Raw genomic sequence first — 23,410 nt, 5'->3', positions numbered from 1 at the left:
ACTCCTTAACGATCTTTCGGGTCGAGGGCGTCACGCAGGCCATCGCCGATAAAGTTGAAACAGAACAACGTCACCACCAGGAAGCCCGCCGGGAACATCAGCAGCCACGGTGATACTTCCATCGAGTTGGCGCCGTCGCTCAACAGCGCGCCCCAGCTGCTCAGTGGCTCCTGGGTGCCGAGGCCAAGGAAACTCAGGAAGGATTCAAACAGGATCATGCTTGGCACCAGCAGCGAGGCATACACCACCACCACGCCCAGCACGTTCGGCACGATGTGGCGCAGCACGATATTGCCGGTAGAAACGCCGCCGACCTGCGCCGCTTCGATGAACTCTTTGCGCTTCAGTCCCAGCGTCTGGCCGCGCACGATACGCGCCATATCCAGCCATGACACCATGCCAATGGCAACGAAGATCAGCAGGATATTGCGACCAAAGAAGGTCACCAGCAGGATGACGAAGAACATAAACGGGAACGAGTTGAGGATTTCCAGAATACGCATCATCACCGAGTCAATCTTGCCGCCGAGGTAGCCGGCCAGCGAACCGTACAGCGTGCCCACCAGCACCGCGATCAGCGCTGAAGCGATGCCGACCATCAGCGAGATACGGCCGCCAATCGCCACGCGCACCAGCAGGTCACGTCCGGAAGAGTCGGTGCCAAACCAGTGCCCTGAGGTGGTGTCCGGCGGTGCAGACATCATCGCCCAGTCGGTATCATCATATTTGAACTGCGCCAGCATCGGGGCGAACACCACGAACAGCGCAATCACCAGCAGCACCAGCAGGCTGATAAGGGCCGCACGGTTATGAATAAAGCGGCGACGTGCGTCCTGCCACAGGCTGCGCCCTTCCACTTCCAGCTTTTCGCTGAACGCGTCCAGAGCTTCGCTATTTTTCTTACTTAACATCATGAGCGAGCTCCACCATCAGTAACGAATTTTCGGATCGATAACGGCGTACAGCACGTCAACGATCGCGTTGAACAGGATAGTCAGCACGCCGACCAGAATGGTCAGGCTCATCACCAGCGAGTAGTCACGGTTCAGTGCGCCGTTGACGAACAGCTGACCGATGCCCGGCAGACCGTAAATTGATTCGATTACCATCGAACCGGTGATGATGCCAACAAACGCCGGCCCCATATAGGAGAGCACCGGCAGCAGCGCCGGCTTCAGCGCGTGGCGCAGCACGATACGGCGCAGCGGCAGCCCTTTCGCACGCGCGGTGCGGATGAAGTTGGAGTGCATCACTTCAATCATCGAGCCGCGGGTGATACGGGCGATACTGGCGATGTAAGCCAGTGACAGCGCCACCATCGGCAGCAGCATGTAGTTCCACTGGCCGCCATTCCAGCCGCCGCCTGGCAGCCAGCGTAGGGTGATGGCAAAGATCAGTACCAGCAGCGGTGCCACCACGAAGCTGGGAATGACCACCCCGGTCATCGCCACCCCCATGACCGCATAATCCCACAAACTGTTTTGCTTCAGCGCGGCGATAACCCCCGCCGTGACGCCCAGCACCACCGCAAGGAAGAAGGCTGCCAGCCCCAGTTTGGCCGATACCGGAAACGCATGACCGACCAGGTAGTTAACCGAGTAGTCTTTATATTTAAACGACGGCCCGAAATCACCGTGTGCCAGCTGCACCAGGTAGCTGAGATACTGTTTGCCGATCGGATCGTTGAGATGATATTTGGCCTCAATGTTGGCCATGACTTCCGGCGCCAGCGCACGCTCGCCGGTGAACGGACTGCCGGGTGCCAGTCGCATCATAAAGAAGGAGATGGTGATCAGAATGAATAGCGTCGGGATGGCTTCAAGGAGCCGACGCAGGATGAATTTTAACATTGCCGTACCTACCAGGCTGTTGCTTCACAAAGTCAAAAAGGCGGCGCCGCAGCACCGCCACTGTCGATAGCCTGAGTGCTATTAATGCTTAATGATGTACAGGTTCTTATCCAGGGTTTTATCCAGCGGATCGTTGCCGGTGTAGCCGCCAACGTACGGTTTCACCAGACGCGCGTTCACGTAGTAGTAAACCGGCACGATGGTGCTGTCTTTATCCAGGATCTGCTCTGCTTTCTGATAATCGGCCACGCGCGCTTTGTCATCCGCCGCTTTCACCGCATCGTGAATCACTTTGTCGAAGTCCGCGCTCTTATAGTGCGAGGTGTTACTGCTGCTGTCCGACAACATGATGTTCAGGAAGGAAGTCGGTTCGTTATAGTCGGCACACCATGCCGCGCGGGAGACATCGAAGTTGCCCTGATGACGGGTATCCAGGAAGGTTTTCCACTCCTGGTTTTCCAGCTTAATGTTGACGCCGATGTTCTTTTTCCAGATGGACGAGGCGGCAATCGCCAGTTTTTTGTGCAGATCGGAGGTGTTGTACAGCAGATTGAAGGTCAGCGGTTTGTCAGCGGTATAACCGGCTTCGGCCAGCAGTTTCTTCGCTTCTTCGTTACGCTTGTTCTGATCCCACTTGTACCAGTCCGGCGGCAGCAGTTCCATGCCGTCAGTGGCTGGCGGTGTGAAGCTGTAGGCCGGCTGTTGACCCTGCGCCAGCACTTTGTTCACCATGATGTCGCGATCCAGACCCAGCTTCAGCGCGGTACGCACGCGGACATCGGTAAACGGTGCTTTCTGGTTGTTGATTTCATAGTAGTAGGTGCACAGATACGGTTTCACCATCAGCTCTTTACCGTTATCACGCTGCAGTTTTTTAAACAGCTCGATCGGCATGTTGTTGTAAGTGATGTCGCTGCCGTTCTCAGAGAAATAACGGTTCACATCGCTGACTTCGGAGTTGATTGGCAGGAAGGTGACTTTATTCAGTACGGTATGTTCGTTGTCCCAGTATTCCGGGTTACGCACCAGCGTCACGCGTTCGTTGATCACGTGAGATTCCAGTTTAAATGCACCGTTGCCGACCCAGTTCTGCGGCTGCGTCCACTGGTCGCCAAACTTCTCAATGGCGGGCTTATACACCGGTGACATCACCGCGTTGATCAGCAGCTTATCGAAGTACGGTACCGGCTCGCTCAGCGTCACTTCCAGCGTGTGGTCATCCAGTGCTTTCACGCCAAGATCGGAGGTCGGTTTTTTACCGGCGATGATGTCATCCACGTTGAGGATGTGGCCATACTGCGGGTAGCTCGCATAAGGCGAGGCGGTTTTTGGATCGACCAGACGCTGCCAGCTGTAGACGAAGTCCTGCGCGGTGACCGGCTCGCCGTTTGACCATTTGGCATTTTTACGCAGATGGAAGGTCCAGACTTTGTAGTCTTTGTTTTCCCAGCTTTCCGCGACGCCCGGAACCGGCTTGCCGTTGCTGTCGCTCACGATCAGACCTTCATACAGGTCACGGGCGATATTATCTTCCGGCACGCCTTCAATTTTGTGCGGATCCAGCGACTGCACTTCATCGCCATTGCCGCGCACCAGTTCCTGTTTCGCTGCCAATTCGGTACCCGCCGGTACGTTGGCCGCCAGTGCAGCATTCCCTGCCAGCGCGCCGATGGCCGCCAGTACGCCTGCGGCGATCAGGCTTTTTTTCGTGATGTTGTTCATTATTACGCTCCAGTTTTATTATCGTCACCGGGTCGGCTGACCGCCCGGCGTACCCCGTTTCCGGGAGATCTCCGCCTGTCTGCGCGAAGATCACTACCACCCTGCAGGGTTACCACGGCAACGTGACGCCCGACTGTAGCGCCAGATCGTCACATTACTCAATGTTTCTTTATGTAATAGTATTTCAGCGCCAGCATATCCTGCGGATCTTTGCCGCTGAAACCGCCCACCCACGGCTTCACCAGCCGCACGCTAACGCGGTAGTAAACCGGGATGATCGGTGAATCCTGATCCAGCTGTTGTTCCGCCTGCTGATAGAGTTGCGCGCGCTGCGCGTCATCAGCGGTGTTGAGCGTTTGCGCCATCAGCGCATCAAATGCGGCGCTGTGATAAAACGCGGTGTTGATGGAGGAGCCACTCAGCAGCAGATTGAGGAAGCTGGATGGCTCGTTGTAATCCGCACACCAGGTGGCGCGCACCACGTCAAACTGTGCCTGATGACGGGTCTCCAGTAGCGTTTTCCACTCCTGATTTTGCAGCGTGACCTGCGCACCGAGATTCTTTTGCCACATCGAGGCAGCCGCGATCGCCTGACGCTTGTTCTGTTCTGAGGTGTTATACAGCAGGGTAAAACGCAGCGGATGCTGGGCATTGAAGCCAGCTTCCGCCAGCAATTGCTTCGCTGCCGCGTTACGTTGCGCCTGCGTCTGCTGCGCCCACGCTGGCGTATTGAGAGCAATACCGTGAATAAAGGGCGGCGTCAGGCCGTAGGCCGGGATCTGTCCCTGCCCCATAATTTTCTGCGCGATGATGTCGCGGTCGAGCGTTAACTTCAGCGCGTTGCGTACGCGAACGTCGTCAAACGGCGCTTTCTTGTTATTGATTTCGTAATAGAAGGTGCACAGCAGCGGGCTGACTTTTACTTCATCTCCAAGCGCCTGCTGCAGTTTTTTGAACATATCGGGCGGCACCACGCTGTTGGTCATGTCGGTGCCGCCACTGCGATAGCGGTTTATATCGCTATTCTCAGAGGTGAGTGCCAGAAATACGCCTTCGTCCAGCGTGGTATGGGCATTGTCCCAGTAGTGCGGATTACGCTTCACCACAATCTGCTCATTCACCACCCAGTCCGCCAGCGTGTAAGCGCCATTACCCACGTAGTGCTGCGGCTGTGTCCAGGCATCGCCCCACTGCTCTACCGCCGGACGATACACCGGTTTCATCGAAGTATGAGCCAGCATATCAACAAAATACGGTACCGGTTCAGAGAGCGTAACCTGCAAATGATGGTCGTCCAGCGCTTTCACGCCCAGCTGGGAAGGCGCAGCTTTACCAGCCAGAATGGCATCAATGTTGCTGATGTGCGCAGCCTGCAAATAGCTGGCGTACGGCGAGGCGGTGCGCGGATCGGCCAGACGCTGCCAGCTGTAGACAAAGTCCTGCGCGGTGACCGGCTCACCATTGCTCCAGCGGGCGTCTTTACGCAGCGTGAACGTCCAGATGCGGCCCTGCTGATTTTGCCACTGCTGCGCCACGCCGGGCACCAGTTGACCATTGTTGTCGGTCTCAACCAGTCCTTCCAGCAGATTGCGAATCACATTGGATTCCGGCACGCCCTCGACTTTTTGTGGATCAAGCGAGGACACTTCGCTGCCATTGTTAATAACGATGCGTTGCGTATCCGCTAATGACGTCCCGGCTGGGATCTCAGCGGCCTGACTTTGCGCCAGCGCACTGGAGAGGCAAAGCGCCAGAAACGTGCGCGCTACCGTTTTCGCTACCATGCTTTTCATCAACCAATATCAACCTTCAACATAAACCTGATAGCAGTAAGCAAGAAGCGTACACATTTGTTGCTAGCAGATAAAAAATTTTGCGGTGAGCCGAAAATTATCAGAAGCGTTGCCCGCACGCCAAAGCTAAACCACAAAAATGTTAGCTGATTCTCTTTTATCACGTTGCCGCGCACAGGAAAAGTGTTAATTCTTGAGCAGAATTATCGATTAATCCACTGATAAATAATGAATTTCAGCCTGATTTGCACGTTAATTATTCGTTAATCAACTAGCTTTATAATATTTACGAATATTGCTGCTTTTAATGCTGAAGCCCGGATATTTATTCAGATTTACAGCGCAAGCTATAGAATGATACTGCGGATGATTTAGAGAGTAGCGGGATATACTGTGACGATTATCACAGTATTTTGCCGCCTGGACTAAGGGCGGGATAACACCAGTAGTAAAACTGATGAGGTTAAGCCGATATTAAGCGCGACAAATAAAATCACTATAATGGTGCAATATTTCGTTTAATTGCACCATTCTGGTTCATAAAGCGCTTAGCGATAAAAAATAACCGCCGTTAATTCAGTAATCCTGGAAACAGGGCTTTCATTCCGGTCACGACAAACTCAATGCCCAGCGCCATGAGCAGCAGCCCCATGATACGCGTAATGACGTTGATACCGGTTTGTCCCAATACGCGCACCATCAGCGGTGCGGCCCGGAACAATAACCAGCAGCAGAAGGCAAATATCGCAATCGCCAGGGTAAAGCCAAGCAGATTTGGCCAGCTGTGATAACGCGAGCTCCAGACAATGGTCGAGCTGATCGCGCCCGGCCCTGCCATCAGCGGCAGCGCCAGCGGCACCACGCCGATGCTTTCACGAATCGCCGTTTCTGACTTCTCCTGCTTGTTCTGTTTGTCTTCACCCAGCTTGCCGCTGATCATCGACATAGCGATGGTGACCACCAGAATGCCACCGGCGATGCGGAAAGAGTCAATCGAGATACCAAACAGATGCAGGATACCGTCGCCAAGAAACAGCGAGGTCCAGAGGATAATCGCCACCGCCAGGTTCGCGGTCAGGTTAGTTTTATTGCGCTCCGCCACCGCCTGGTAGCTGGTCATGCTGATAAATACCGGAATAATGCCGACCGGGTTAACCAGCGCGAACAAACCCACAAAAAATTTAATGTAGCCAGAAAGATCGAGTAGCGCAGGGGTCACGGTGGGCTCCAGGTGATGGCGAAAAAAATCGCGCTTAATGTAGTGCAAAAGCCTGGCGAAACACCAGAGGCTAACGCAGAAATAAATGCTGCACTTAAAGCACTATCCCAGTTTATTCCGCTACTGTTAGCGCGATGTTATCGGCCTGCAGCGGGTCAGATCGGCTTCTGTAGCCGTCGACGCTAACTTTACTTGCAAAAGTGAGCGCTGAAAGGTGTCAGCTGATAGTTAAATTGATCTGCATCATAAATTGCCTACCCCATCAGGGGTAATCTTAGCCCATCGGAACTCAACCCAGTGACACAGGTCATCCTGGCGGAAAAACCTTTTTAGTAAGCAACGGCACGGGCATCGCCATCCTTAGCTATCCATAAGCGTAACGAGACTATACTTCTGGATTCAGGCTTGTTTACTAAAAAAGTTTAACTTCCTTAGGAGAGTATTATGGCCGTTACTAATGTTGCCGAGCTTAACGCACTGGTAGAACGTGTTAAAAAGGCACAGCGCGAATACGCCAATTTTAGTCAGGAACAAGTTGATACCATTTTCCGTGCGGCCGCCCTCGCCGCTGCCGATGCCCGTATCCCTCTCGCCAAAATGGCCGTTGCCGAATCCGGCATGGGTATCGTTGAAGATAAAGTCATCAAAAACCACTTCGCTTCCGAATATATCTATAACGCTTACAAAGACGAAAAAACCTGTGGCGTGCTGGACACCGATGATACCTTTGGCACCATCACCATCGCTGAGCCGATTGGCCTGATTTGTGGCATCGTGCCCACCACCAACCCGACCTCTACCGCCATCTTCAAAGCCCTGATTAGCCTTAAAACCCGTAACGGTATCATCTTCTCTCCTCATCCACGAGCCAAAGATGCCACCAATAAAGCGGCTGACATCGTACTGCAGGCTGCTATCGCGGCCGGTGCGCCAAAAGACATTATTGGCTGGATTGATGCGCCATCGGTTGAGCTCTCTAACCAGCTGATGCATCACCCGGATATCAACCTGATTCTCGCCACCGGTGGTCCGGGCATGGTGAAAGCGGCTTACAGCTCCGGCAAACCAGCGATTGGTGTGGGCGCGGGTAACACCCCGGTGGTGATTGACGAAACGGCCGATATCAAACGCGCGGTTGCTTCGATCCTGATGTCAAAAACCTTCGACAACGGCGTGATTTGCGCGTCTGAACAGTCAGTGATTGTCGTGGATTCTGTCTATGATGCCGTGCGTGAGCGCTTCGCCAGCCACGGTGGCTACCTGCTCCAGGGCAAAGAGCTGAAAGCGGTGCAGGATATCATCCTGAAAAATGGCGCGCTGAACGCGGCGATTGTCGGTCAGCCGGCTTACAAAATTGCTGAACTGGCAGGGATTAGCGTGCCGGTGAGCACCAAAATTCTGATTGGTGAAGTGAAACTGGTGGATGAGTCTGAGCCATTCGCCCATGAGAAGCTCTCGCCAACGCTGGCCATGTACCGCGCGAAAGATTATTACGATGCGGTGGATAAAGCAGAAAAACTGGTGGCAATGGGCGGTATCGGCCACACCTCCTGTCTTTACACCGACCAGGATAACCAGCGCGAGCGCGTTAACTTCTTCGGCGACAAAATGAAAACCGCGCGCATCCTGATCAACACCCCGGCTTCACAGGGCGGGATCGGTGACCTGTATAACTTCAAGCTGGCCCCTTCACTCACGCTGGGCTGCGGTTCATGGGGTGGTAACTCTATCTCTGAAAACGTGGGTCCAAAACACCTGATCAACAAGAAAACCGTGGCCAAGCGAGCTGAAAATATGTTGTGGCATAAACTTCCGAAGTCTATCTACTTCCGCCGCGGTTCTCTGCCAATTGCGCTGGAAGAAGTGGCGACTGACGGTGCAAAACGCGCCTTTATCGTCACCGACCGCTTCCTGTTCAACAACGGTTATGCTGACCAGGTCACCCGCGTGCTGAAATCACACGGAATCGAAACCGAAGTGTTCTTTGAAGTAGAAGCAGACCCAACGCTGAGCATCGTGCGTAAAGGTGCCGAGCAGATGAACAGCTTCAAACCTGACGTGATCATTGCCCTGGGCGGGGGTTCACCGATGGATGCGGCTAAGATTATGTGGGTGATGTACGAGCATCCGGAAACCCATTTTGAAGAACTGGCGCTGCGCTTTATGGACATCCGTAAACGTATCTACAAGTTCCCGAAAATGGGTGTCAAAGCGCGCATGGTGGCCATCACTACCACTTCCGGTACCGGTTCAGAAGTTACCCCGTTTGCGGTAGTCACCGACGATGCCACCGGCCAGAAATATCCGCTGGCAGACTATGCCCTGACGCCGGATATGGCGATTGTCGATGCCAACCTGGTGATGGAGATGCCGCGTTCACTGTGCGCCTTTGGTGGTCTGGATGCCGTCACCCATGCGCTGGAAGCCTACGTATCGGTACTGGCTAACGAATACTCCGATGGTCAGGCGCTGCAGGCACTGAAGCTGCTGAAAGAGAATCTGCCTGCCAGCTACCGCGACGGCGCGAAAAATCCTGTGGCGCGTGAGCGTGTTCATAATGCGGCGACCATTGCCGGTATCGCTTTCGCCAACGCCTTCCTCGGCGTGTGTCACTCCATGGCGCATAAACTGGGCTCTGAGTTCCACATTCCACACGGTCTGGCCAACGCCCTGCTGATTTGTAACGTGATTCGCTACAACGCGAATGATAATCCAACCAAGCAGACTGCCTTCAGCCAGTACGACCGTCCGCAGGCACGCCGCCGCTATGCTGAGATTGCTGACCATCTCGGTCTGAGCGCTGCCGGTGACCGTACCGCGCAGAAAATTGAAAAACTGCTGGCATGGCTGGAAGAGATGAAAACTCAGCTGGGTATCCCAACCTCTATCCGCGAAGCGGGCGTGCAGGAAGCTGACTTCCTGGCGAAAGTCGACAAGCTGGCGGATGATGCGTTCGATGACCAGTGTACCGGTGCTAACCCACGCTATCCGCTGATTGCTGAACTGAAACAAATCATGCTGGATACCTTCTATGGACGTGAGTTCTCAGAAGCAGATAACAGTGTTGCTGCTGAGGGTGAAGCTAAAGCCGTTAAGAGTGAGAAGAAAACCAAGAAGGCCTGATTGGCCTGATACAAAAAAACCCGCTGCGGCGGGTTTTTTTATGCTGCGGCTATTCAGGCGTGAGGCAGTTGTGAACCGTAAATGGCGTTTAGCGAGCCGTCATTTATCGCCTGTTTATAGTGCTTGCGGCACACAGAGATATAACGCTCATTACCACCGATCACCACCTGCTCCCCTTCGCTGAACGGTTTACCCTTAGCATCCAGTCGTAACACCATGCTGGCTTTGCGTCCACAGTGACACACGGTTTTCAATTCCACCAGCTTATCGGCCCAGGCCAGTAAATACTGACTGCCGGTAAATAACTCACCGCGAAAGTCGGTACGCAGACCATAACACAGCACCGGAATATCCAGATTATCTACCACGTCCGACAGGGCTTTCACCTGCTCCCGCGTCAGAAACTGGCTCTCATCCACCAGTACACAGTGAACCGTCTGCTTCGCGTGCTGTTCCGCAATTTCACTTTCCAGGTTGGTCTGCGCGTTATATAAAAAAGCCGGAGACGAAAGACCAATACGCGAGCTGACTTTTCCGGCGCCGAAGCGGTCGTCAATTTCCGCGGTATACACCAGCGTACGCATGCCGCGCTCATGGTAATTGTAGGAAGACTGCAGCAATGCGGTGGATTTTCCCGCGTTCATCGCTGAGTAATAAAAATAGAGTTGCGCCATAAATGTCTCTTGTCACTGCCCGAAACTGTTGCGCGTGAGTCTATCATAAAGCTGCTGCACTGTTGCGATGCATTATTTTTATCAACTGCTCAAATTAACGTCATCGTCATAGATCAGCAGCATCGTTATCAACATTTCGCACGTTATGTCAAAGCCGTGATCATGCAGCAATTTTATTCAGTATTATTATCGCTGATGCCCGGGCGAAAGGCGCACAGCGGTATTTATCCCTGCAAAACCTGTGCTATCAAATCTATAAAAAGAATAATAAATAGCGCCTTAAAAAGCTTAACAACATTAACTTTACGTTTTGCTTTTTAATCTGGCTATTGCAGTTATTTTTCACCGCCACTATTATGAGGCGGCAGAACAACTCCATTTATTATATTTTGAGATTAGGACAATGAGCGAAGCACTTAAAATTCTTAATAATATCCGTACATTGCGCGCGCAGGCTCGGGAATGCTCTCTGGAAACACTGGAAGAGATGCTGGAAAAACTTGAGGTTGTGGTGAATGAACGTCGTGAAGAAGAATCTCTTGCCCAGGCGGAAAATGCCGAGCGCAGCCGTAAGCTGGAACAATATCGTGAAATGCTGATGGCAGACGGTATTGATCCAAACGAACTGCTGCAGGCATTAGCTGAAACCAAAGCGCCAGGTAAAGCCAAACGCGCGGCACGTCCGGCGAAGTATGGTTACGTCGACGAGAACGGTGAGAACCGTACCTGGACCGGCCAGGGACGTACGCCAGCCGTGATTAAAAAAGCGATTGAAGAACAAGGTAAACAACTGGACGATTTCCTGCTGTAAGGAACCAGTGCTTCGCAGCATGCCAGCCCTGGCGCTGTGCTCTGTTTTACACCGGGTAAGAAAAAAGGAAGCCGCTGGCTTCCTTTTTTTATCGCGACTTATTGCTGATAGAAGTCGCGGTACCAGTCAACAAAACGCTGCACGCCCTGCTCTACGCTGGTCTGCGGGCGGAAATTTATCGCGTCATACAGCGGCTGGGTGTCTGCACTGGTGCCTAATACATCGCCGGGCTGCATCGGCAGCATATTTTTCTTCGCCTCAATCCCCAGCGCTTTTTCCAGCGACTCAATGTAAGTCATCAGGCTGGTAGGCTGACTATTGCCAATATTGTACACGCGATACGGCGCCGAACTGGTGGCAGGCGAGCCGTTTTCCACCGTCCAGTTTTCATCTGCCTGCGGAATCACGTCCTGCAAACGCACAATCGCTTCGGCAATATCATCAATATAGGTGAAGTCACGTGTCATCTGGCCGCGGTTATACACATCAATCGCGTCACCGGCCAGCATCGCGCGGGTGAACTTAAACAGCGCCATATCCGGACGGCCCCACGGACCATAAACGGTAAAGAAGCGCAATCCGGTGGAAGGTAATTGGTAAAGGTGTGAATAGGTATGCGACATTAATTCGTTGGCTTTTTTCGTCGCAGCATAAAGTGATACCGGATGATCAACCGAATCATCCGTGGAGAACGGCATTTTACGGTTCAGGCCATAAACCGAACTCGATGAAGCATACAGCAGGTGGCCAATCTTATGATGACGGCAACCTTCCAGAATATTTAAGTGACCAATCAGGTTGGCATCAGCGTAGGCGTGCGGATTCTCGATGGAATAGCGAACCCCTGCCTGTGCGCCTAAATGGATCACGCGCGCAAAAGCATGCTGTTCAAACAGGGAAGAAATGGCCTGGCGATCCGCCAGGTCCATTTTAAGGAAAGTAAACGCGGGATGTGCGGTAATCTGGTCGAGGCGCGCCTGTTTCAGGCTGACATCGTAGTAATCATTCAGGTTATCGATACCAACAACCTGGTGACCGGCAGCCAGCAAACGCTGACTAACGTGAAAACCAATAAATCCTGCCGCGCCGGTGACCAGAAAATTCATACATCCCTCATTTATTACACAATTTGAATAGACGCTCCGCGGCCGATTGCATAATAAACGAAACCGCGTTTGCTGATACGCTCCGGATCATACAGGTTACGACCATCAAAAATCACGGGTTGTTTTAACGAGGATTTAATCACGTCGAAATCCGGAGCACGGAAGTTCTGCCACTCGGTGCAGATCACCAGACCATCGGCGCCCTGCAGCGCAGCTTCTTTAGTGCCGCACAGCTTCAGATCGTCACGATGACCGTAGATGCGCTGGGCTTCTTCCATCGCTTCCGGATCAAACGCCTGCACCGTTGCGCCTGCCTGCCACAGTGCTTCCATCAGCACACGGCTTGAGGCTTCACGCATGTCGTCGGTGTTCGGTTTGAACGCCAGCCCCCACAGCGCAAACGTCTTGCCACGCAGATCGTCGCCAAAGTGACGTTTAATAAACGTCGGCAGCTTGTTCTTCTGCGAATCGTTGACGTCTTCTACCGCCTGCAACAGGCGCGGGGTGTAGCCGATTGACTCTGCAGTGCGAATCAGCGCCTGCACGTCTTTCGGGAAGCAGGAACCGCCGTAACCACAGCCCGGATAAATAAAGTGATAACCGATGCGTGAATCAGAACCGATGCCCTGACGTACTTTTTCCACGTCAGCACCCAGGCGTTCCGCAAGGTTGGAAATCTCGTTCATGAAGCTGATTTTGGTCGCCAGCATGCAGTTAGCTGCATATTTGGTCAGCTCTGCACTGCGGATATCCATCAGAATCATGCGATCGTGATTACGGTTAAACGGTTCGTACAGTTCACGCAGCAGTTCGACCACTTCATCATTATCGGTGCCCACCACGATACGTTCCGGACGCATGCAATCGTTAACTGCGGCGCCCTCTTTCAGGAACTCCGGGTTGGAGACCACATCGAACGCAATATTGGCATCACGCTGCTTCAGCGTTTCGCTCATCACCGCGCGCACGCGGTCAGCGGTGCCTACCGGTACGGTAGATTTGTCGATGACGACTTTGTGATCGTTCATGTGCTGCGCAATAGTACGCGCAACCGCAGTCACATATTTCAGGTCGGCAGAGCCATCCTCATCCGGCGGCGTGCCCACAGCAATAAACTGCATTACGCCATGGTTTACGCCCTCTTCTGCGTTGGTACTGAATTTCAGACGCCCCGCTTCATAGTTAGACATAACCAGCGGCGTCAGGCCCGGTTCAAAAATTGGGATGATGCCCTTTTTCAGGCTTTCGACTTTCTTTTCGTCGACATCAATACAGAGAACGTCATGTCCGACTTCGGCCAACACCGCAGCCTGAACCAGACCGACATAGCCGATACCAAATACAGTGACTTTCATTGAATTATCCTGTGCTTAATGAATTACTTTTTGTTGCCTGCAACGCCGTCGAGCCACTGAGCGAAATCTTTGCCCAGTACCGGATGACGCACGCCATACTCAACAAAAGCTTGCATATAACCCAGTTTGTTACCGCAGTCGTGGCTCACGCCGGTCAGGTGGTAAGCTTCTACGGTCTCTTTTTCCATCAGCATGGCGATGGAGTCGGTCAGCTGCACTTCGCCGCCGGCACCCGGAGGGGTTTTCGCCAGCAGAGGCCAGATGTCCGCAGACAGCACGTAACGACCGACTACCGCCAGGTTAGATGGCGCTTCCGAGGCTTTTGGCTTCTCAACCACGCCCACCATCGGTGCGCTCTGGCCCGGTGCCAGCTCTGCGCCCTGGCAGTCAACCACGCCGTAAGCGGTGACATCGGCAACTGGCTCAACCATGATCTGGCTGCGACCGCTCTCTTCGAAGCGCGTCAGCATTTCTGCCAGGTTATCTTTGGTTGGGTTAGATTCGTACTCATCAATAATCACGTCTGGCAGAATCACCGCGACTGGCTCATCACCGACCAGCGGATGAGCACACATCACGGCGTGACCGAGGCCCTTGGCGATACCCTGACGTACCTGCATGATGGTGACGTGTGGCGGGCAGATTGACTGGATTTCATCCAGCAGCTGACGCTTCACGCGTTTTTCCAGCATCGCTTCCAGTTCGAAACTGGTATCAAAATGGTTTTCGATGGAGTTTTTAGAGGAGTGCGTAACCAGCACGATCTCATTAATACCCGCAGCAATACACTCGTTCACGACATACTGGATCAACGGCTTATCGACCAGCGGTAACATCTCTTTTGGAATAGCTTTGGTGGCAGGCAGCATACGCGTACCCAGACCTGCAACCGGGATTACCGCTTTTTTTACTTTAGACTTATAGGCAGACATCAAATACCTCTCTTAATAGGCCGTTCAAGTTAATACTTGATATGTCGGTTTAAAAACGAAATGAGTATATCAGTTAGTGTCAGACGGATTTATCCTGGATGGAGTTAATCCGCGGAATTTAAGACTATTACCCAAGTGTAAAGCTAAGCTTTGGCCCTGTCTTTAACCCGCGGAAAATATAAATCTGAGTGGCTATTCTTCGGACGATAACATCAGGCGAAGCCGGCCGCCGGCTCCCCAGACGTGACATTGCCAGGCATCGGCGCGCTGGCTGATTTGATTAAGATGGGTGCTGCCCATAGTGCCAAGCGGCACACCGTTACTGAGCTGGATTTGCTGAGTATTGATGTGCAGCGTGGCATTCAGACCGGCTGAGACCAGAATCAGATTTTTCAACTGACGATGATAGTAGCCCACCAGCAGCGGGAACTGACCGTTCAGGTTGGCCTGACGCAACAGCATATTCACCTGGCGCAGCAGACCATTGAGTTCCGGCAGACGCTGTTTTTGCCCGGACAGTTGCTCCTGCAATAAACCGTTAAACAGTGCTCTGAGCAATAATGCAGCCAGCACGCCGTTGTCGCCGGCACGCGTTACGTCCAGGCAATAAAACGCCAGATCTTTGTCCGACAGCGCGGCGATATCCAGCACCAGCCCCGGCTGTTCCGCCATGGTGAGTTGACGATAGTTTATGCGGCAGCTGGCGATGGTTTGCTGGACTGGCGGTTGCAGCTGTTTGAGCAGCTTGGCGGCAGCGAGCGGATCGCGCACCAGGGCATCCCAGTCCTGAAAGAGCTGTTCATCTTCTTCCACTTTCGAGGTGAACATCGAAGGATAGAGGCACTCAAACACCGCTTCACGGAAACGTTCCAGGTTTTTTAGCGGCTTGAGCAGCACATCCTGCACGCCAAGGCGCAGCACGTGGGCAATATCGGCCATGTTCTGCGTGGCGGAGATGATCAGGATGGGCACGCTATTACCGCGTGTACGAATTCGCTCGACAAACTCAATACCGCCCATGCGCGGCATTTCCAGATCGCAAATGACCAGGTCCACCGACTGCGCGGCGAGTAAATTCAGGCCGTCGAGTCCGTCGCCCGCTTCGAACGTGCTGGCTCCAAGGCCAGTTAACAATGTGTCCAGCAATGAACGGAAAACGACCTCATCTTCGACAATGAGTATCTTTTTGCCGATTAGCGGTTTTTCCATTCTCTCCCCCTGCGTACCAGATATTTCAATAGTGGTTCATAAAACGCCGTTGCGCCTTTCAGAATTGGCTGAAGTCACAACCCCCGTGAATGAACAACTGATTATCTGCTACGGACCAGCGGTAATAGTTCATCCATTTTTTTCTCCACGGCGGCCTTGCCTGCCGCAATGGCCTCTTCAGCCCGATGAAAGTCCAGCGTTGAAATCTGCGGACAAAAAGGCTGAATCAGCACATCCGGCGGATCGCCTGCCATACGGTTACGTTTCAGGCGATTTTCCAATACCTGGATTGACGTTGACATAATTTCCATCGCGCCTGGAGACTGGCTGGCGCGCCGATGGGTTAACCCCATCAGACGCTGGCGCAGTTTTTTGCCCCAGCTCAGTGCTTCTGCCGCTGCCGCTTCTTCACCGCTCTGCGGCGTGACCGACAGCAGATCCTGCTGCATCAGGTGCGCATCATGTTGCAGGTCAACGGCAATCACAATGTCAGCGCCCAGCGCGCGGGTCAGCGAAATCGGCACCGGATTGACCACCGCACCATCCACCAGCCAATAACCATTGTAGCCAACCGGAGGCAATAAGCCTGGCATACTACATGAAGCACGCACCGCCTGGTGCAAATCCCCTTCAGTTAGCCACAGCTCGCGTCCGGTGCTGAGGTTGGTTGCCACCACGCCAAAGCGCTTATCCGCGTCTTCGATGAGCTCGTTAGGGATCAGCTGACGGATATGGCTAAACACCCGGTCGCCGCGCAGCAGGCCGCCACGCTGCCATGAGAGATCCATCAGACGGATAACATCCCAGTAGCGAAATGCGCTGACCCACTTCTCCATTAACGCCAGCCGGCCGTTGACGTAGGCAGAACCCACCAGTGCGCCGACGGAACAGCCGGCGACGACATCCACCTCAATACCGGCGCGCTCCAGCGCGTTAATGACACCGATATGCGCCCAGCCTTTGGCAGCGCCCGATCCCAGGGCCAGCCCAATCCTGACTTTTCTCATCTCACCTCGTGATCAACCTGATGCGTAGCTTCACGCTGGCCAGTCGGCTAACATAGCGCACACTTTCATTAACTTTAATCACTCTCAGGAGATGATGTGTCCGAAAAGTGCCCCTGCTGCAGCGGAGAGCAGTATAGCCTATGTTGTCAGCCCTTTCTGAACGGGCAACAAACGCCACAGCGCGCTGAACAGTTAATGCGCTCGCGTTACAGCGCTTACGTTAAGCAAAACGCCGCCTGGCTGGTAGAAACCTGGCATCCCAGCCAGCGCGTGGCCGGACTGGAGACGCTATTATCCGAAAGTTTCGCCACCACAGAATGGCTTGGCCTGAATGTAACCCGTTGTAATCACGGAAGCCATGAGAATGAAGCCTTCGTGACTTTTTTTGCGCGTTATCTCGAAAAAGGCCGTACCTGCAGCCTGTATGAATGTTCACGCTTTCTTCGCGAGGATCAACGCTGGTACTATGTCGACGGAACGACGCCGGAGTTAGGGCGTAACGATCGCTGTCCTTGTGGCTCCGATAAAAAATACAAAAAATGTTGTGGCTAATCTGGACAGATGCCCAACAGCTTCACTATTCATCGCTTTGACAGGACTCTGATCGAGATGCAAGCGCAAACCATGCAACGAAAAGTTTTACGGACCATTTGCCCCGATGCCAAAGGTCTGATCGCCAAGATCACCAACATTTGCTACAAGCACGAACTGAACATTGTGCAGAACAATGAGTTCGTCGATCACCGTACCGGGCGCTTTTTCATGCGCACAGAGCTGGAAGGCATTTTCAACGACAACACGCTGCTGGCTGACCTCGACAGCGCGCTGCCGACCGGTTCGGTACGTGAACTGCACAGCGCCGGACGTCGCCGCGTAGTGATTCTGGTCACCAAAGAGGCGCATTGCCTGGGCGATCTGCTGATGAAGAGCGCCTTTGGTGGTCTGGACATGGAAATCGCCGCCGTCATTGGTAACCATGAAACGCTGCGTTCGCTGGTCGAGCGTTTTGACATCCCGTTCGTGCTGGTCAGCCATGAAGGCCTGACGCGCGAAGAGCACGATAACCGCATGGCGGATGAGATCGATCGCTATCAGCCGGATTACGTGGTGCTGGCGAAATACATGCGCGTGCTGACGCCGGCGTTTGTGCAGCGTTATCCCAACCAGATCATCAATATTCACCACTCGTTCCTGCCAGCCTTTATTGGCGCCCGTCCTTATCATCAGGCCTATGAGCGCGGCGTGAAGATCATCGGTGCCACAGCGCACTACGTGAACGACAACCTGGATGAAGGCCCGATCATCATGCAGGACGTGATTAACGTCGATCACAGCTATACCGCTGAAGAGATGATGCGTGCCGGACGCGACGTGGAAAAGAATGTACTAAGCCGCGCGCTGTATAAAGTGCTGGGCCAGCGCGTGTTTGTTTACGGCAACCGCACGATCATTCTTTAACCACTGCGGCGCTGATTTGCGCAACTCTTCAGCGCCGCGCGTAAAAAGTGGGCAAACGATTGAGTTTTTTACTGTGGGCGCTTTACAGACTGAACGCATTTGGTATGATGCGCCCCGCTTTCAGGCATAAAGATTCAGGCCAGTGGCGGGATTCCCGAGCGGCCAAAGGGAGCAGACTGTAAATCTGCCGTCATCGACTTCGAAGGTTCGAATCCTTCTCCCGCCACCATCTGAATCCATTCTGTGCCTGAATCTTCTGAGCTTCATATCCCTGGCGGGATTCCCGAGCGGCCAAAGGGAGCAGACTGTAAATCTGCCGTCATCGACTTCGAAGGTTCGAATCCTTCTCCCGCCACCATCTCATGCTGCACTCCTCTTCCAGCCAGTCAATAAAGCCAGTTAATAACACCTGGAGAAGGATGAGAAGCTTCGACCGAAGGTTCGGGTCGAACGCAGTGAGACAACGCGCGTCAGCGCGGCCCGCAGGGTGAGCCGCTTGCGGCGAATAATCATTCTCCCGCCACCCTTTCATGCTGCACTTTTCACCAGACCGACATCTGAATTTACGCGATGCCAGGCCGGCATCAATGGCGCCCCTTATATCCCGATCATTCTCCTCCGGGTATGATGATCCCCGACTGATCATCGGGAAGTTGCTGGTGAGATGGGGGTGCCCCCTGGGCATAAAGCCTGCTTCGTAGATTCATCCCCGGCAACTTAACTCCCGCCTTCAAGACCGGACGGTATCCTGTGCCCCGAGCACGCATCCATAAGGATGGTCATGGCGGTTTCCCTGTGCTGTTAAGGAGAATCTATGCAAACCCGTATGCCTGTCGGCATTGATGTTGCCTCCGGAAAGTTTGATGTGGCCGTCTGGAAAGGCGACACGTCTTACAAAACCAAAGTCTTTCCCAACACCCCTAAGGGCTTTATCGCCCTGAAAAAATGGCTGGAGCCGTTCGGCTGCTGCCATATCTGCATGGAGGCTACCGGCGCGTACAGTGAGCCGCTGGCCACCTTCCTGCACGACGAAGGCTATGATGTCAGCGTGGAAAATCCCGCGCGCATCAGGCGCTTCGGACAGGCGGAGCTGAGCCGTAACAAGACGGATAAAGACGATGCGCGCATGATAGCGCGCTACTGTAAACTGCACGGCCCGTCGCTGTGGCAGCCGGCGCCGCTGAATGAACGCAGGCTGAAGGCGCTGGTGAAGCGCCTGACGAATCTTCAGGAAATGCGGCAGATGGAAGAGAACCGGCTGGAGGTCTCGGATGCGGTGGTGCAGCCCTCAATCCGCGTGGTCATTGCGGCGCTGGATGCGCAGATAGACGAAACGAAGCGGGCAATAAACGACCATATCGACAATGATCCGGGCCTTAAAAAGAACAGGGAACTGCTGGAGTCCATCCCGGGCATCGCGGGCGTGCTGAGCAGCACGATGCTGGCGTATCTGGGGGACATGTCGAGGTTCAGCAGCAGCAAGGCGCTTGTGGCGTGGGTGGGTCTGAATCCGATGCGGCAGGAGTCCGGTGAGTGGAAGGGCAAAAGCAGGATATCGAAGATGGGCAACAGCGCGATGCGCAAGGCCCTGTACATGCCTGCGATAGTGGCGATGAAGTGGAATCCGGCGGTGAGTGCGCTGAAGAAACGGCTGGATGCGGGTAAGAAAACGGGAAAAGTCGTGGTGTGCGCGGCGATGAAGAAGCTGCTGCAGCTGGCTTATGGCGTGCTGAAATCGGGTCGTCCGTTCGATGCCGAAATATGTCTTGCCAGGTAACCGGCAAGACGGTATCTACAGTGATACGGACTCAAGTGTTACCCATGTGACCGGTTTATATTCTCATCGTCCCAGTTGTCACCCGGATTGTAGGGTGCGCATTAATGCGCACCAGAAGGTTCACGCAAACGCCCCTCAGGCTAAACGGCGCCGCCTGCCTTAGCCCGCTCTCCTGCGTCTCCCACCACAAATCACCTGCGTGCTGCCTCTCGCTCTTATCGGCACGCTCTTATGACGCAAGCCATGACTTTTGCCGCAAACCTGGTTACCATCGCCGCAACCTTTTGCGACGAAAAATGGCAGCGAAATGAAATTTGTCTCTTTTAACATCAACGGTTTGCGCGCACGCCCTCATCAGCTGGCGGCGCTGGTTGAACAGCATCAACCGGATGTCATCGGCCTGCAGGAAACTAAAGTGCACGATGATATGTTCCCGCTGGAAGAGGTCAGCAAGCTGGGTTACAACGTGTTTTATCACGGCCAGAAAGGCCATTACGGCGTGGCGCTGTTGACCAAGACGCAGCCGGTGGCAGTTCGACGCGGTTTTCCTGATGACGGCGAAGATTCCCAGCGACGTCTGATCATGGCAGAAATTCCCAGCCCGATTGGCGATATCACCGTCATCAACGGTTACTTCCCGCAGGGGGAAAGCCGTGACCATCCCATCAAGTTCCCGGCCAAAGAGAAGTTTTATCGCGACCTGCAAAGCTATCTTGAGCAGCAACTGGCGGCCGACAAGCCGGTGCTGATCATGGGCGATATGAACATCAGCAGTACCGACCTGGACATTGGTATTGGTGAAGAGAACCGCAAGCGCTGGCTGCGCACCGGCAAATGCTCTTTCCTGCCGGAAGAGCGCGAGTGGATGGACCGGTTGCTGCAGTGGGGACTGGTCGATACGTGGCGTGAGAAAAACCCGGAAACCGCCGATCGCTTCTCGTGGTTCGACTATCGCTCAAAAGGATTTGATGACAACCGCGGTCTGCGCATCGATCTGCTGCTGGCCAGCCCACCGCTGGCATCACGCTGCATCGACAGCGGCATCGACTACAACATTCGCAGTATGGACAAACCGTCCGATCACGCGCCGGTGTGGTCCAGCTTCAAGCTGTAACTGAACAGCGTGGCGCCTGCGCGCCACGCCCGCTTACTTAATGATTTTCCAAATCAGCGGATTGGTGCCCAGCACTTTTTCGTCACGCGCACACTGCAGCAGTACGCCTTCCGCTTTCACCACTGCGCCTTCGGAGTAGCTGCGGTTTTCATAGATACAGCACTGCAGGCAGTTGTTCTGCTGGCGATTCTGCCCCTGGGTCCACACTTCCGGCGGCATATCCACCACCACATCGGTATTGCCCATTCGCGCGGGCTCCGGCTGGCGATTAGCCAGCGCGGCATGGCTGCACAGCAGCAGCCCACTCAGCAACAGCGTTGCGTAACGCATTATTCCGTCTCCTTCGTTTTGCGCCGGGGCGTTTTGCCTTTACTGCGCGTCTTCGCTCCGGTCGCGGCTAATCCACGAAAAGCCTGCAGCGACGGCCTCTGGCGCGCCTCACCGATCAGTCCGATCAAGGTACTGACCAGCGGCTGCATAAACTCATCATAGCGACAGGCTTTTTCACTGATGCGGGTAAGCGTTGACTCCCAGTGCGCCGTCATATCCGGCCGCGCGGCCATCTCAGGTAACGCATGAATCAGCGCCCTGCCCGCCTCGGTTGAGTGAATATAGCGACCTTTTTTCACCAGAAATGTACGGCGGAACAGCAATTCTATGATGCCGGCACGCGTCGCTTCCGTTCCTAAACCATCGGTCGCACGCAGCACTTTCTTTAATTCTTTATCCTGCACAAAGCGGGCAATACCGGTCATGGCCGACAGCAGCGTGGCGTCGGTGAACGGCCGCGGCGGCTGAGTCTGCTTCGCCAGCACCTCACCACGCTCACACAGCAGCTCATCGCCTTTACTCACCACCGGCAGCGGCGTGCCGTCATTCTCTTCATCGCGCTCTTTGCTGCCCAGCAGCGCACGCCAGCCGGCTTCAGCGAGAAAACGCGCTTTGGCAACGAACCTGCCACCGCCGATATCGAGGTCGATGACGCATTTGCGAAATACCGCGTCGGGACAAAACTGCATCAGATACTGGCGCGCAATCAGACCGTAAATATTGGCTTCATTGTCGCTCAGGTTCACCTTGCTGGCGCGCGCCGTAGGAACGATGGCATGGTGCGCATCCACTTTTTTATCGTCCCAGCAGCGATTTTTCTGATCCGCATTGAAATCCGCCGGCAGCGATACGTCCGGCTGATGCGCCTGAATGGCGTTCAGCACCGCATGACGTCCGGCAAAATGTTCGTCCGGCAGATAGCGGCTGTCCGAACGCGGATACGTGATCAGCTTATGGGTTTCATACAAACGCTGACAGCAGTCCAGGACCGTCTGGGCACTCAGGCCAAAACGCTTCGCCGCCTCGATTTGCAGGCTGGAGAGGGAAAACGGCAGCGGCGCCGTTTCTGACTCCCGCTTATCGTTGTAGCCGGTAACCCACGCCGGTTTGCCGTTGATACGTTCAAGCACGTGGTCAGCGAGAGGACGATGCAGCAAACGGCCCTCGTCATCCTGCCACGGTTCACAGGCATCGCTGGGGATCCAGCTGGCAACGAAGCGCTCCTCTTTCGGGGTGACGATGTGCGCTTTGACTTCGAAGTAATCCTTCGGCACAAAGTTTTCGATCTCTTCATCGCGCCTCACCACCAGCCCCAGCACCGGCGTCTGTACGCGTCCCACCGAGAGCACGCCGTCGTAACCGGCGTTGCGGCCCAGCAGCGTCCAGGCGCGGGTCATGTTGATGCCATAAAGCCAGTCGGCGCGCGCCCGGGCCAGCGCCGAGACACACAATGGAATGAATTCACGGTTCTCGCGCAGACGGCTTACCGCGCGCTCGACCGCCGCAGGATTCAGGTCGTTAATCAGGCAGCGCTGCACCTGCTGGCGCTTTTCAGCCGGCAGCTGCAGATAATCGAGCACTTCGTCGACCAGCAGTTGTCCTTCGCGATCCGGGTCACCGGCGTGCACCACCACGCTGGCCTGCTGCAGTAAACCCTCGATCACTTTGAGCTGCTTCGCCACCGACGGGCGCGGCTGCAGGCGCCATTTATCCGGGATGATGGGTAAATCTGCCAGATTCCAGCGCGCATAGCGGCTGTCATAGCTATCAGGCTGCGCCTGCTCCAGCAGATGCCCGACACACCAGGTCACAACCTGGTCATTACCACAGGCAATATAGCCGTCGCCACGTCGATGCGGTTTGGGTAGCACATCGGCGATGGCGCGTGCCAGACTGGGTTTTTCAGCAATAAACAAACGCATGAATGGCG

General features: G+C 54.4%; 20 protein-coding genes, 2 tRNA genes and 1 other RNA gene. 10 read left to right on the top strand and 13 right to left on the bottom strand.

Going from position 1 to position 23,410, the window contains the following annotated elements; translation table 11 throughout:
* Window positions 1–5 precede the first annotated feature (5 nt).
* The 5 genes from oppC to AC6I8F_RS09170 form a co-directional block, all read right to left on the bottom strand.
* On the bottom strand, window positions 6–914 hold the full coding sequence (gene oppC, locus AC6I8F_RS09190; RefSeq protein WP_021510086.1) for an oligopeptide ABC transporter permease OppC: 909 nt from the start codon (window positions 912–914) through the stop codon (window positions 6–8).
* A 15-nt stretch (window positions 915–929) separates the two neighbouring features.
* A complete protein-coding gene (gene oppB, locus AC6I8F_RS09185) occupies window positions 930–1,850 on the bottom strand; it encodes an oligopeptide ABC transporter permease OppB (protein WP_021510085.1) in 921 nt (306 codons plus the stop codon).
* Between the two features lie 81 nt (window positions 1,851–1,931).
* A complete protein-coding gene (oppA, locus tag AC6I8F_RS09180) occupies window positions 1,932–3,572 on the bottom strand; it encodes an oligopeptide ABC transporter substrate-binding protein OppA (RefSeq protein WP_021510084.1) in 1,641 nt (546 codons plus the stop codon).
* Between the two features lie 158 nt (window positions 3,573–3,730).
* Window positions 3,731–5,365 carry an ABC transporter substrate-binding protein gene (locus AC6I8F_RS09175; protein WP_498028746.1) on the bottom strand — a complete coding sequence of 545 codons (1,635 nt, stop codon included), beginning with the start codon at window positions 5,363–5,365 and terminating at the stop codon, window positions 3,731–3,733.
* A gap of 571 nt (window positions 5,366–5,936) precedes the next feature.
* The gene (locus AC6I8F_RS09170; RefSeq protein WP_031280216.1) at window positions 5,937–6,584 is read right to left on the bottom strand and encodes a YchE family NAAT transporter; all 648 of its coding nucleotides are present in this window, start codon (window positions 6,582–6,584) and stop codon (window positions 5,937–5,939) included.
* A 444-nt stretch (window positions 6,585–7,028) separates the two neighbouring features.
* Between AC6I8F_RS09170 and adhE the strand changes: the two genes are divergently transcribed.
* Window positions 7,029–9,707 carry a bifunctional acetaldehyde-CoA/alcohol dehydrogenase gene (gene adhE, locus AC6I8F_RS09165; RefSeq protein WP_058771261.1) on the top strand — a complete coding sequence of 893 codons (2,679 nt, stop codon included), beginning with the start codon at window positions 7,029–7,031 and terminating at the stop codon, window positions 9,705–9,707.
* A gap of 53 nt (window positions 9,708–9,760) precedes the next feature.
* Here adhE and tdk read toward each other — a convergent pair whose 3' ends face one another.
* The gene (gene tdk, locus AC6I8F_RS09160; protein WP_058774613.1) at window positions 9,761–10,381 is read right to left on the bottom strand and encodes a thymidine kinase; all 621 of its coding nucleotides are present in this window, start codon (window positions 10,379–10,381) and stop codon (window positions 9,761–9,763) included.
* A gap of 9 nt (window positions 10,382–10,390) precedes the next feature.
* Here tdk and AC6I8F_RS09155 point away from each other — a divergent pair, with 9 nt between their 5' ends.
* Both AC6I8F_RS09155 and hns read left to right on the top strand, forming a co-directional pair.
* On the top strand, window positions 10,391–10,702 hold the full coding sequence (locus AC6I8F_RS09155; protein WP_127834136.1) for a hypothetical protein: 312 nt from the start codon (window positions 10,391–10,393) through the stop codon (window positions 10,700–10,702).
* Between the two features lie 82 nt (window positions 10,703–10,784).
* A complete protein-coding gene (gene hns, locus AC6I8F_RS09150) occupies window positions 10,785–11,192 on the top strand; it encodes a histone-like nucleoid-structuring protein H-NS (protein ID WP_031280215.1) in 408 nt (135 codons plus the stop codon).
* A 98-nt stretch (window positions 11,193–11,290) separates the two neighbouring features.
* Here the strand turns inward: hns and AC6I8F_RS09145 are convergent, their stop codons facing one another.
* The 5 genes from AC6I8F_RS09145 to rssA all read right to left on the bottom strand — a co-directional run bounded on the left by AC6I8F_RS09145 (window position 11,291) and on the right by rssA (window position 16,801).
* The gene (locus tag AC6I8F_RS09145) at window positions 11,291–12,298 is read right to left on the bottom strand and encodes an NAD-dependent epimerase (RefSeq protein ID WP_498028745.1); all 1,008 of its coding nucleotides are present in this window, start codon (window positions 12,296–12,298) and stop codon (window positions 11,291–11,293) included.
* Window positions 12,299–12,312: 14 nt separating this feature from the next.
* Window positions 12,313–13,653 carry a UDP-glucose dehydrogenase family protein gene (locus AC6I8F_RS09140; protein ID WP_058757711.1) on the bottom strand — a complete coding sequence of 447 codons (1,341 nt, stop codon included), beginning with the start codon at window positions 13,651–13,653 and terminating at the stop codon, window positions 12,313–12,315.
* Window positions 13,654–13,676: 23 nt separating this feature from the next.
* A complete protein-coding gene (galU, locus tag AC6I8F_RS09135; protein ID WP_021510076.1) occupies window positions 13,677–14,585 on the bottom strand; it encodes a UTP--glucose-1-phosphate uridylyltransferase GalU in 909 nt (302 codons plus the stop codon).
* Between the two features lie 192 nt (window positions 14,586–14,777).
* Window positions 14,778–15,794 carry a two-component system response regulator RssB gene (rssB, locus tag AC6I8F_RS09130; protein WP_021510075.1) on the bottom strand — a complete coding sequence of 339 codons (1,017 nt, stop codon included), beginning with the start codon at window positions 15,792–15,794 and terminating at the stop codon, window positions 14,778–14,780.
* 101 nt (window positions 15,795–15,895) lie between these two features.
* Window positions 15,896–16,801, bottom strand: a complete 906-nt coding sequence (gene rssA / locus AC6I8F_RS09125) for a patatin-like phospholipase RssA (protein WP_021510074.1) — start codon at window positions 16,799–16,801, stop codon at window positions 15,896–15,898.
* A gap of 96 nt (window positions 16,802–16,897) precedes the next feature.
* On the opposite strand from rssA, the gene AC6I8F_RS09120 reads away from it, so the two are divergent.
* The 7 genes from AC6I8F_RS09120 to xthA all read left to right on the top strand — a co-directional run bounded on the left by AC6I8F_RS09120 (window position 16,898) and on the right by xthA (window position 21,150).
* Entirely contained in the window at window positions 16,898–17,353 is a 456-nt protein-coding gene (locus AC6I8F_RS09120; RefSeq protein WP_040679954.1) for a YchJ family protein, read from the top strand.
* A 57-nt stretch (window positions 17,354–17,410) separates the two neighbouring features.
* Entirely contained in the window at window positions 17,411–18,259 is an 849-nt protein-coding gene (gene purU, locus AC6I8F_RS09115) for a formyltetrahydrofolate deformylase (protein ID WP_031280214.1), read from the top strand.
* Window positions 18,260–18,403: 144 nt separating this feature from the next.
* Window positions 18,404–18,488: transfer RNA gene (locus AC6I8F_RS09110), tRNA-Tyr, on the top strand.
* A 44-nt stretch (window positions 18,489–18,532) separates the two neighbouring features.
* Window positions 18,533–18,617, top strand: a tRNA-Tyr gene (locus tag AC6I8F_RS09105).
* A gap of 40 nt (window positions 18,618–18,657) precedes the next feature.
* A non-coding RNA gene (locus AC6I8F_RS09100) (RtT sRNA) lies at window positions 18,658–18,785 on the top strand.
* A gap of 288 nt (window positions 18,786–19,073) precedes the next feature.
* On the top strand, window positions 19,074–20,036 hold the full coding sequence (locus AC6I8F_RS09095) for an IS110 family RNA-guided transposase (protein ID WP_021312959.1): 963 nt from the start codon (window positions 19,074–19,076) through the stop codon (window positions 20,034–20,036).
* Window positions 20,037–20,343: 307 nt separating this feature from the next.
* Window positions 20,344–21,150: an exodeoxyribonuclease III gene (gene xthA / locus AC6I8F_RS09090; protein WP_058781841.1), complete on the top strand. Its 807-nt coding sequence runs from the start codon at window positions 20,344–20,346 to the stop codon at window positions 21,148–21,150.
* A gap of 33 nt (window positions 21,151–21,183) precedes the next feature.
* Here xthA and AC6I8F_RS09085 read toward each other — a convergent pair whose 3' ends face one another.
* Together AC6I8F_RS09085 and AC6I8F_RS09080 are read right to left on the bottom strand one after the other, a co-directional pair.
* Window positions 21,184–21,480, bottom strand: a complete 297-nt coding sequence (locus tag AC6I8F_RS09085) for a YnjH family protein (protein WP_021510070.1) — start codon at window positions 21,478–21,480, stop codon at window positions 21,184–21,186.
* Entirely contained in the window at window positions 21,480–23,402 is a 1,923-nt protein-coding gene (locus tag AC6I8F_RS09080; RefSeq protein ID WP_104189030.1) for a DNA topoisomerase III, read from the bottom strand. Before AC6I8F_RS09080 ends, AC6I8F_RS09085 begins: the two co-directional genes overlap by 1 nt.
* Window positions 23,403–23,410 lie beyond the last annotated feature (8 nt).

The sequence above is a fragment of the gamma proteobacterium symbiont of Axiagastus rosmarus genome, assembly GCF_059730925.1.
This window is presented reverse-complemented; position numbering and strand designations above follow the sequence as displayed.

What these genes read in the sequence shown, in the direction of transcription:
- AC6I8F_RS09145 (WP_498028745.1), bottom strand. Translation starts at nt 12,298, where the DNA reads ATGAATTTTCTGGTCACCGGCGCGGCAGGATTTATTGGTTTTCACGTT.
- rssB (WP_021510075.1), bottom strand. Translation starts at nt 15,794, where the DNA reads ATGGAAAAACCGCTAATCGGCAAAAAGATACTCATTGTCGAAGATGAG.
- tdk (WP_058774613.1), bottom strand. Translation starts at nt 10,381, where the DNA reads ATGGCGCAACTCTATTTTTATTACTCAGCGATGAACGCGGGAAAATCC.
- AC6I8F_RS09175 (WP_498028746.1), bottom strand. Translation starts at nt 5,365, where the DNA reads ATGAAAAGCATGGTAGCGAAAACGGTAGCGCGCACGTTTCTGGCGCTT.
- galU (WP_021510076.1), bottom strand. Translation starts at nt 14,585, where the DNA reads ATGTCTGCCTATAAGTCTAAAGTAAAAAAAGCGGTAATCCCGGTTGCA.
- oppB (WP_021510085.1), bottom strand. Translation starts at nt 1,850, where the DNA reads ATGTTAAAATTCATCCTGCGTCGGCTCCTTGAAGCCATCCCGACGCTA.
- hns (WP_031280215.1), top strand. Translation starts at nt 10,785, where the DNA reads ATGAGCGAAGCACTTAAAATTCTTAATAATATCCGTACATTGCGCGCG.
- adhE (WP_058771261.1), top strand. Translation starts at nt 7,029, where the DNA reads ATGGCCGTTACTAATGTTGCCGAGCTTAACGCACTGGTAGAACGTGTT.
- xthA (WP_058781841.1), top strand. Translation starts at nt 20,344, where the DNA reads ATGAAATTTGTCTCTTTTAACATCAACGGTTTGCGCGCACGCCCTCAT.
- AC6I8F_RS09085 (WP_021510070.1), bottom strand. Translation starts at nt 21,480, where the DNA reads ATGCGTTACGCAACGCTGTTGCTGAGTGGGCTGCTGCTGTGCAGCCAT.
- oppA (WP_021510084.1), bottom strand. Translation starts at nt 3,572, where the DNA reads ATGAACAACATCACGAAAAAAAGCCTGATCGCCGCAGGCGTACTGGCG.
- AC6I8F_RS09140 (WP_058757711.1), bottom strand. Translation starts at nt 13,653, where the DNA reads ATGAAAGTCACTGTATTTGGTATCGGCTATGTCGGTCTGGTTCAGGCT.
- rssA (WP_021510074.1), bottom strand. Translation starts at nt 16,801, where the DNA reads ATGAGAAAAGTCAGGATTGGGCTGGCCCTGGGATCGGGCGCTGCCAAA.
- AC6I8F_RS09080 (WP_104189030.1), bottom strand. Translation starts at nt 23,402, where the DNA reads ATGCGTTTGTTTATTGCTGAAAAACCCAGTCTGGCACGCGCCATCGCC.
- oppC (WP_021510086.1), bottom strand. Translation starts at nt 914, where the DNA reads ATGATGTTAAGTAAGAAAAATAGCGAAGCTCTGGACGCGTTCAGCGAA.
- AC6I8F_RS09095 (WP_021312959.1), top strand. Translation starts at nt 19,074, where the DNA reads ATGCAAACCCGTATGCCTGTCGGCATTGATGTTGCCTCCGGAAAGTTT.
- purU (WP_031280214.1), top strand. Translation starts at nt 17,411, where the DNA reads ATGCAAGCGCAAACCATGCAACGAAAAGTTTTACGGACCATTTGCCCC.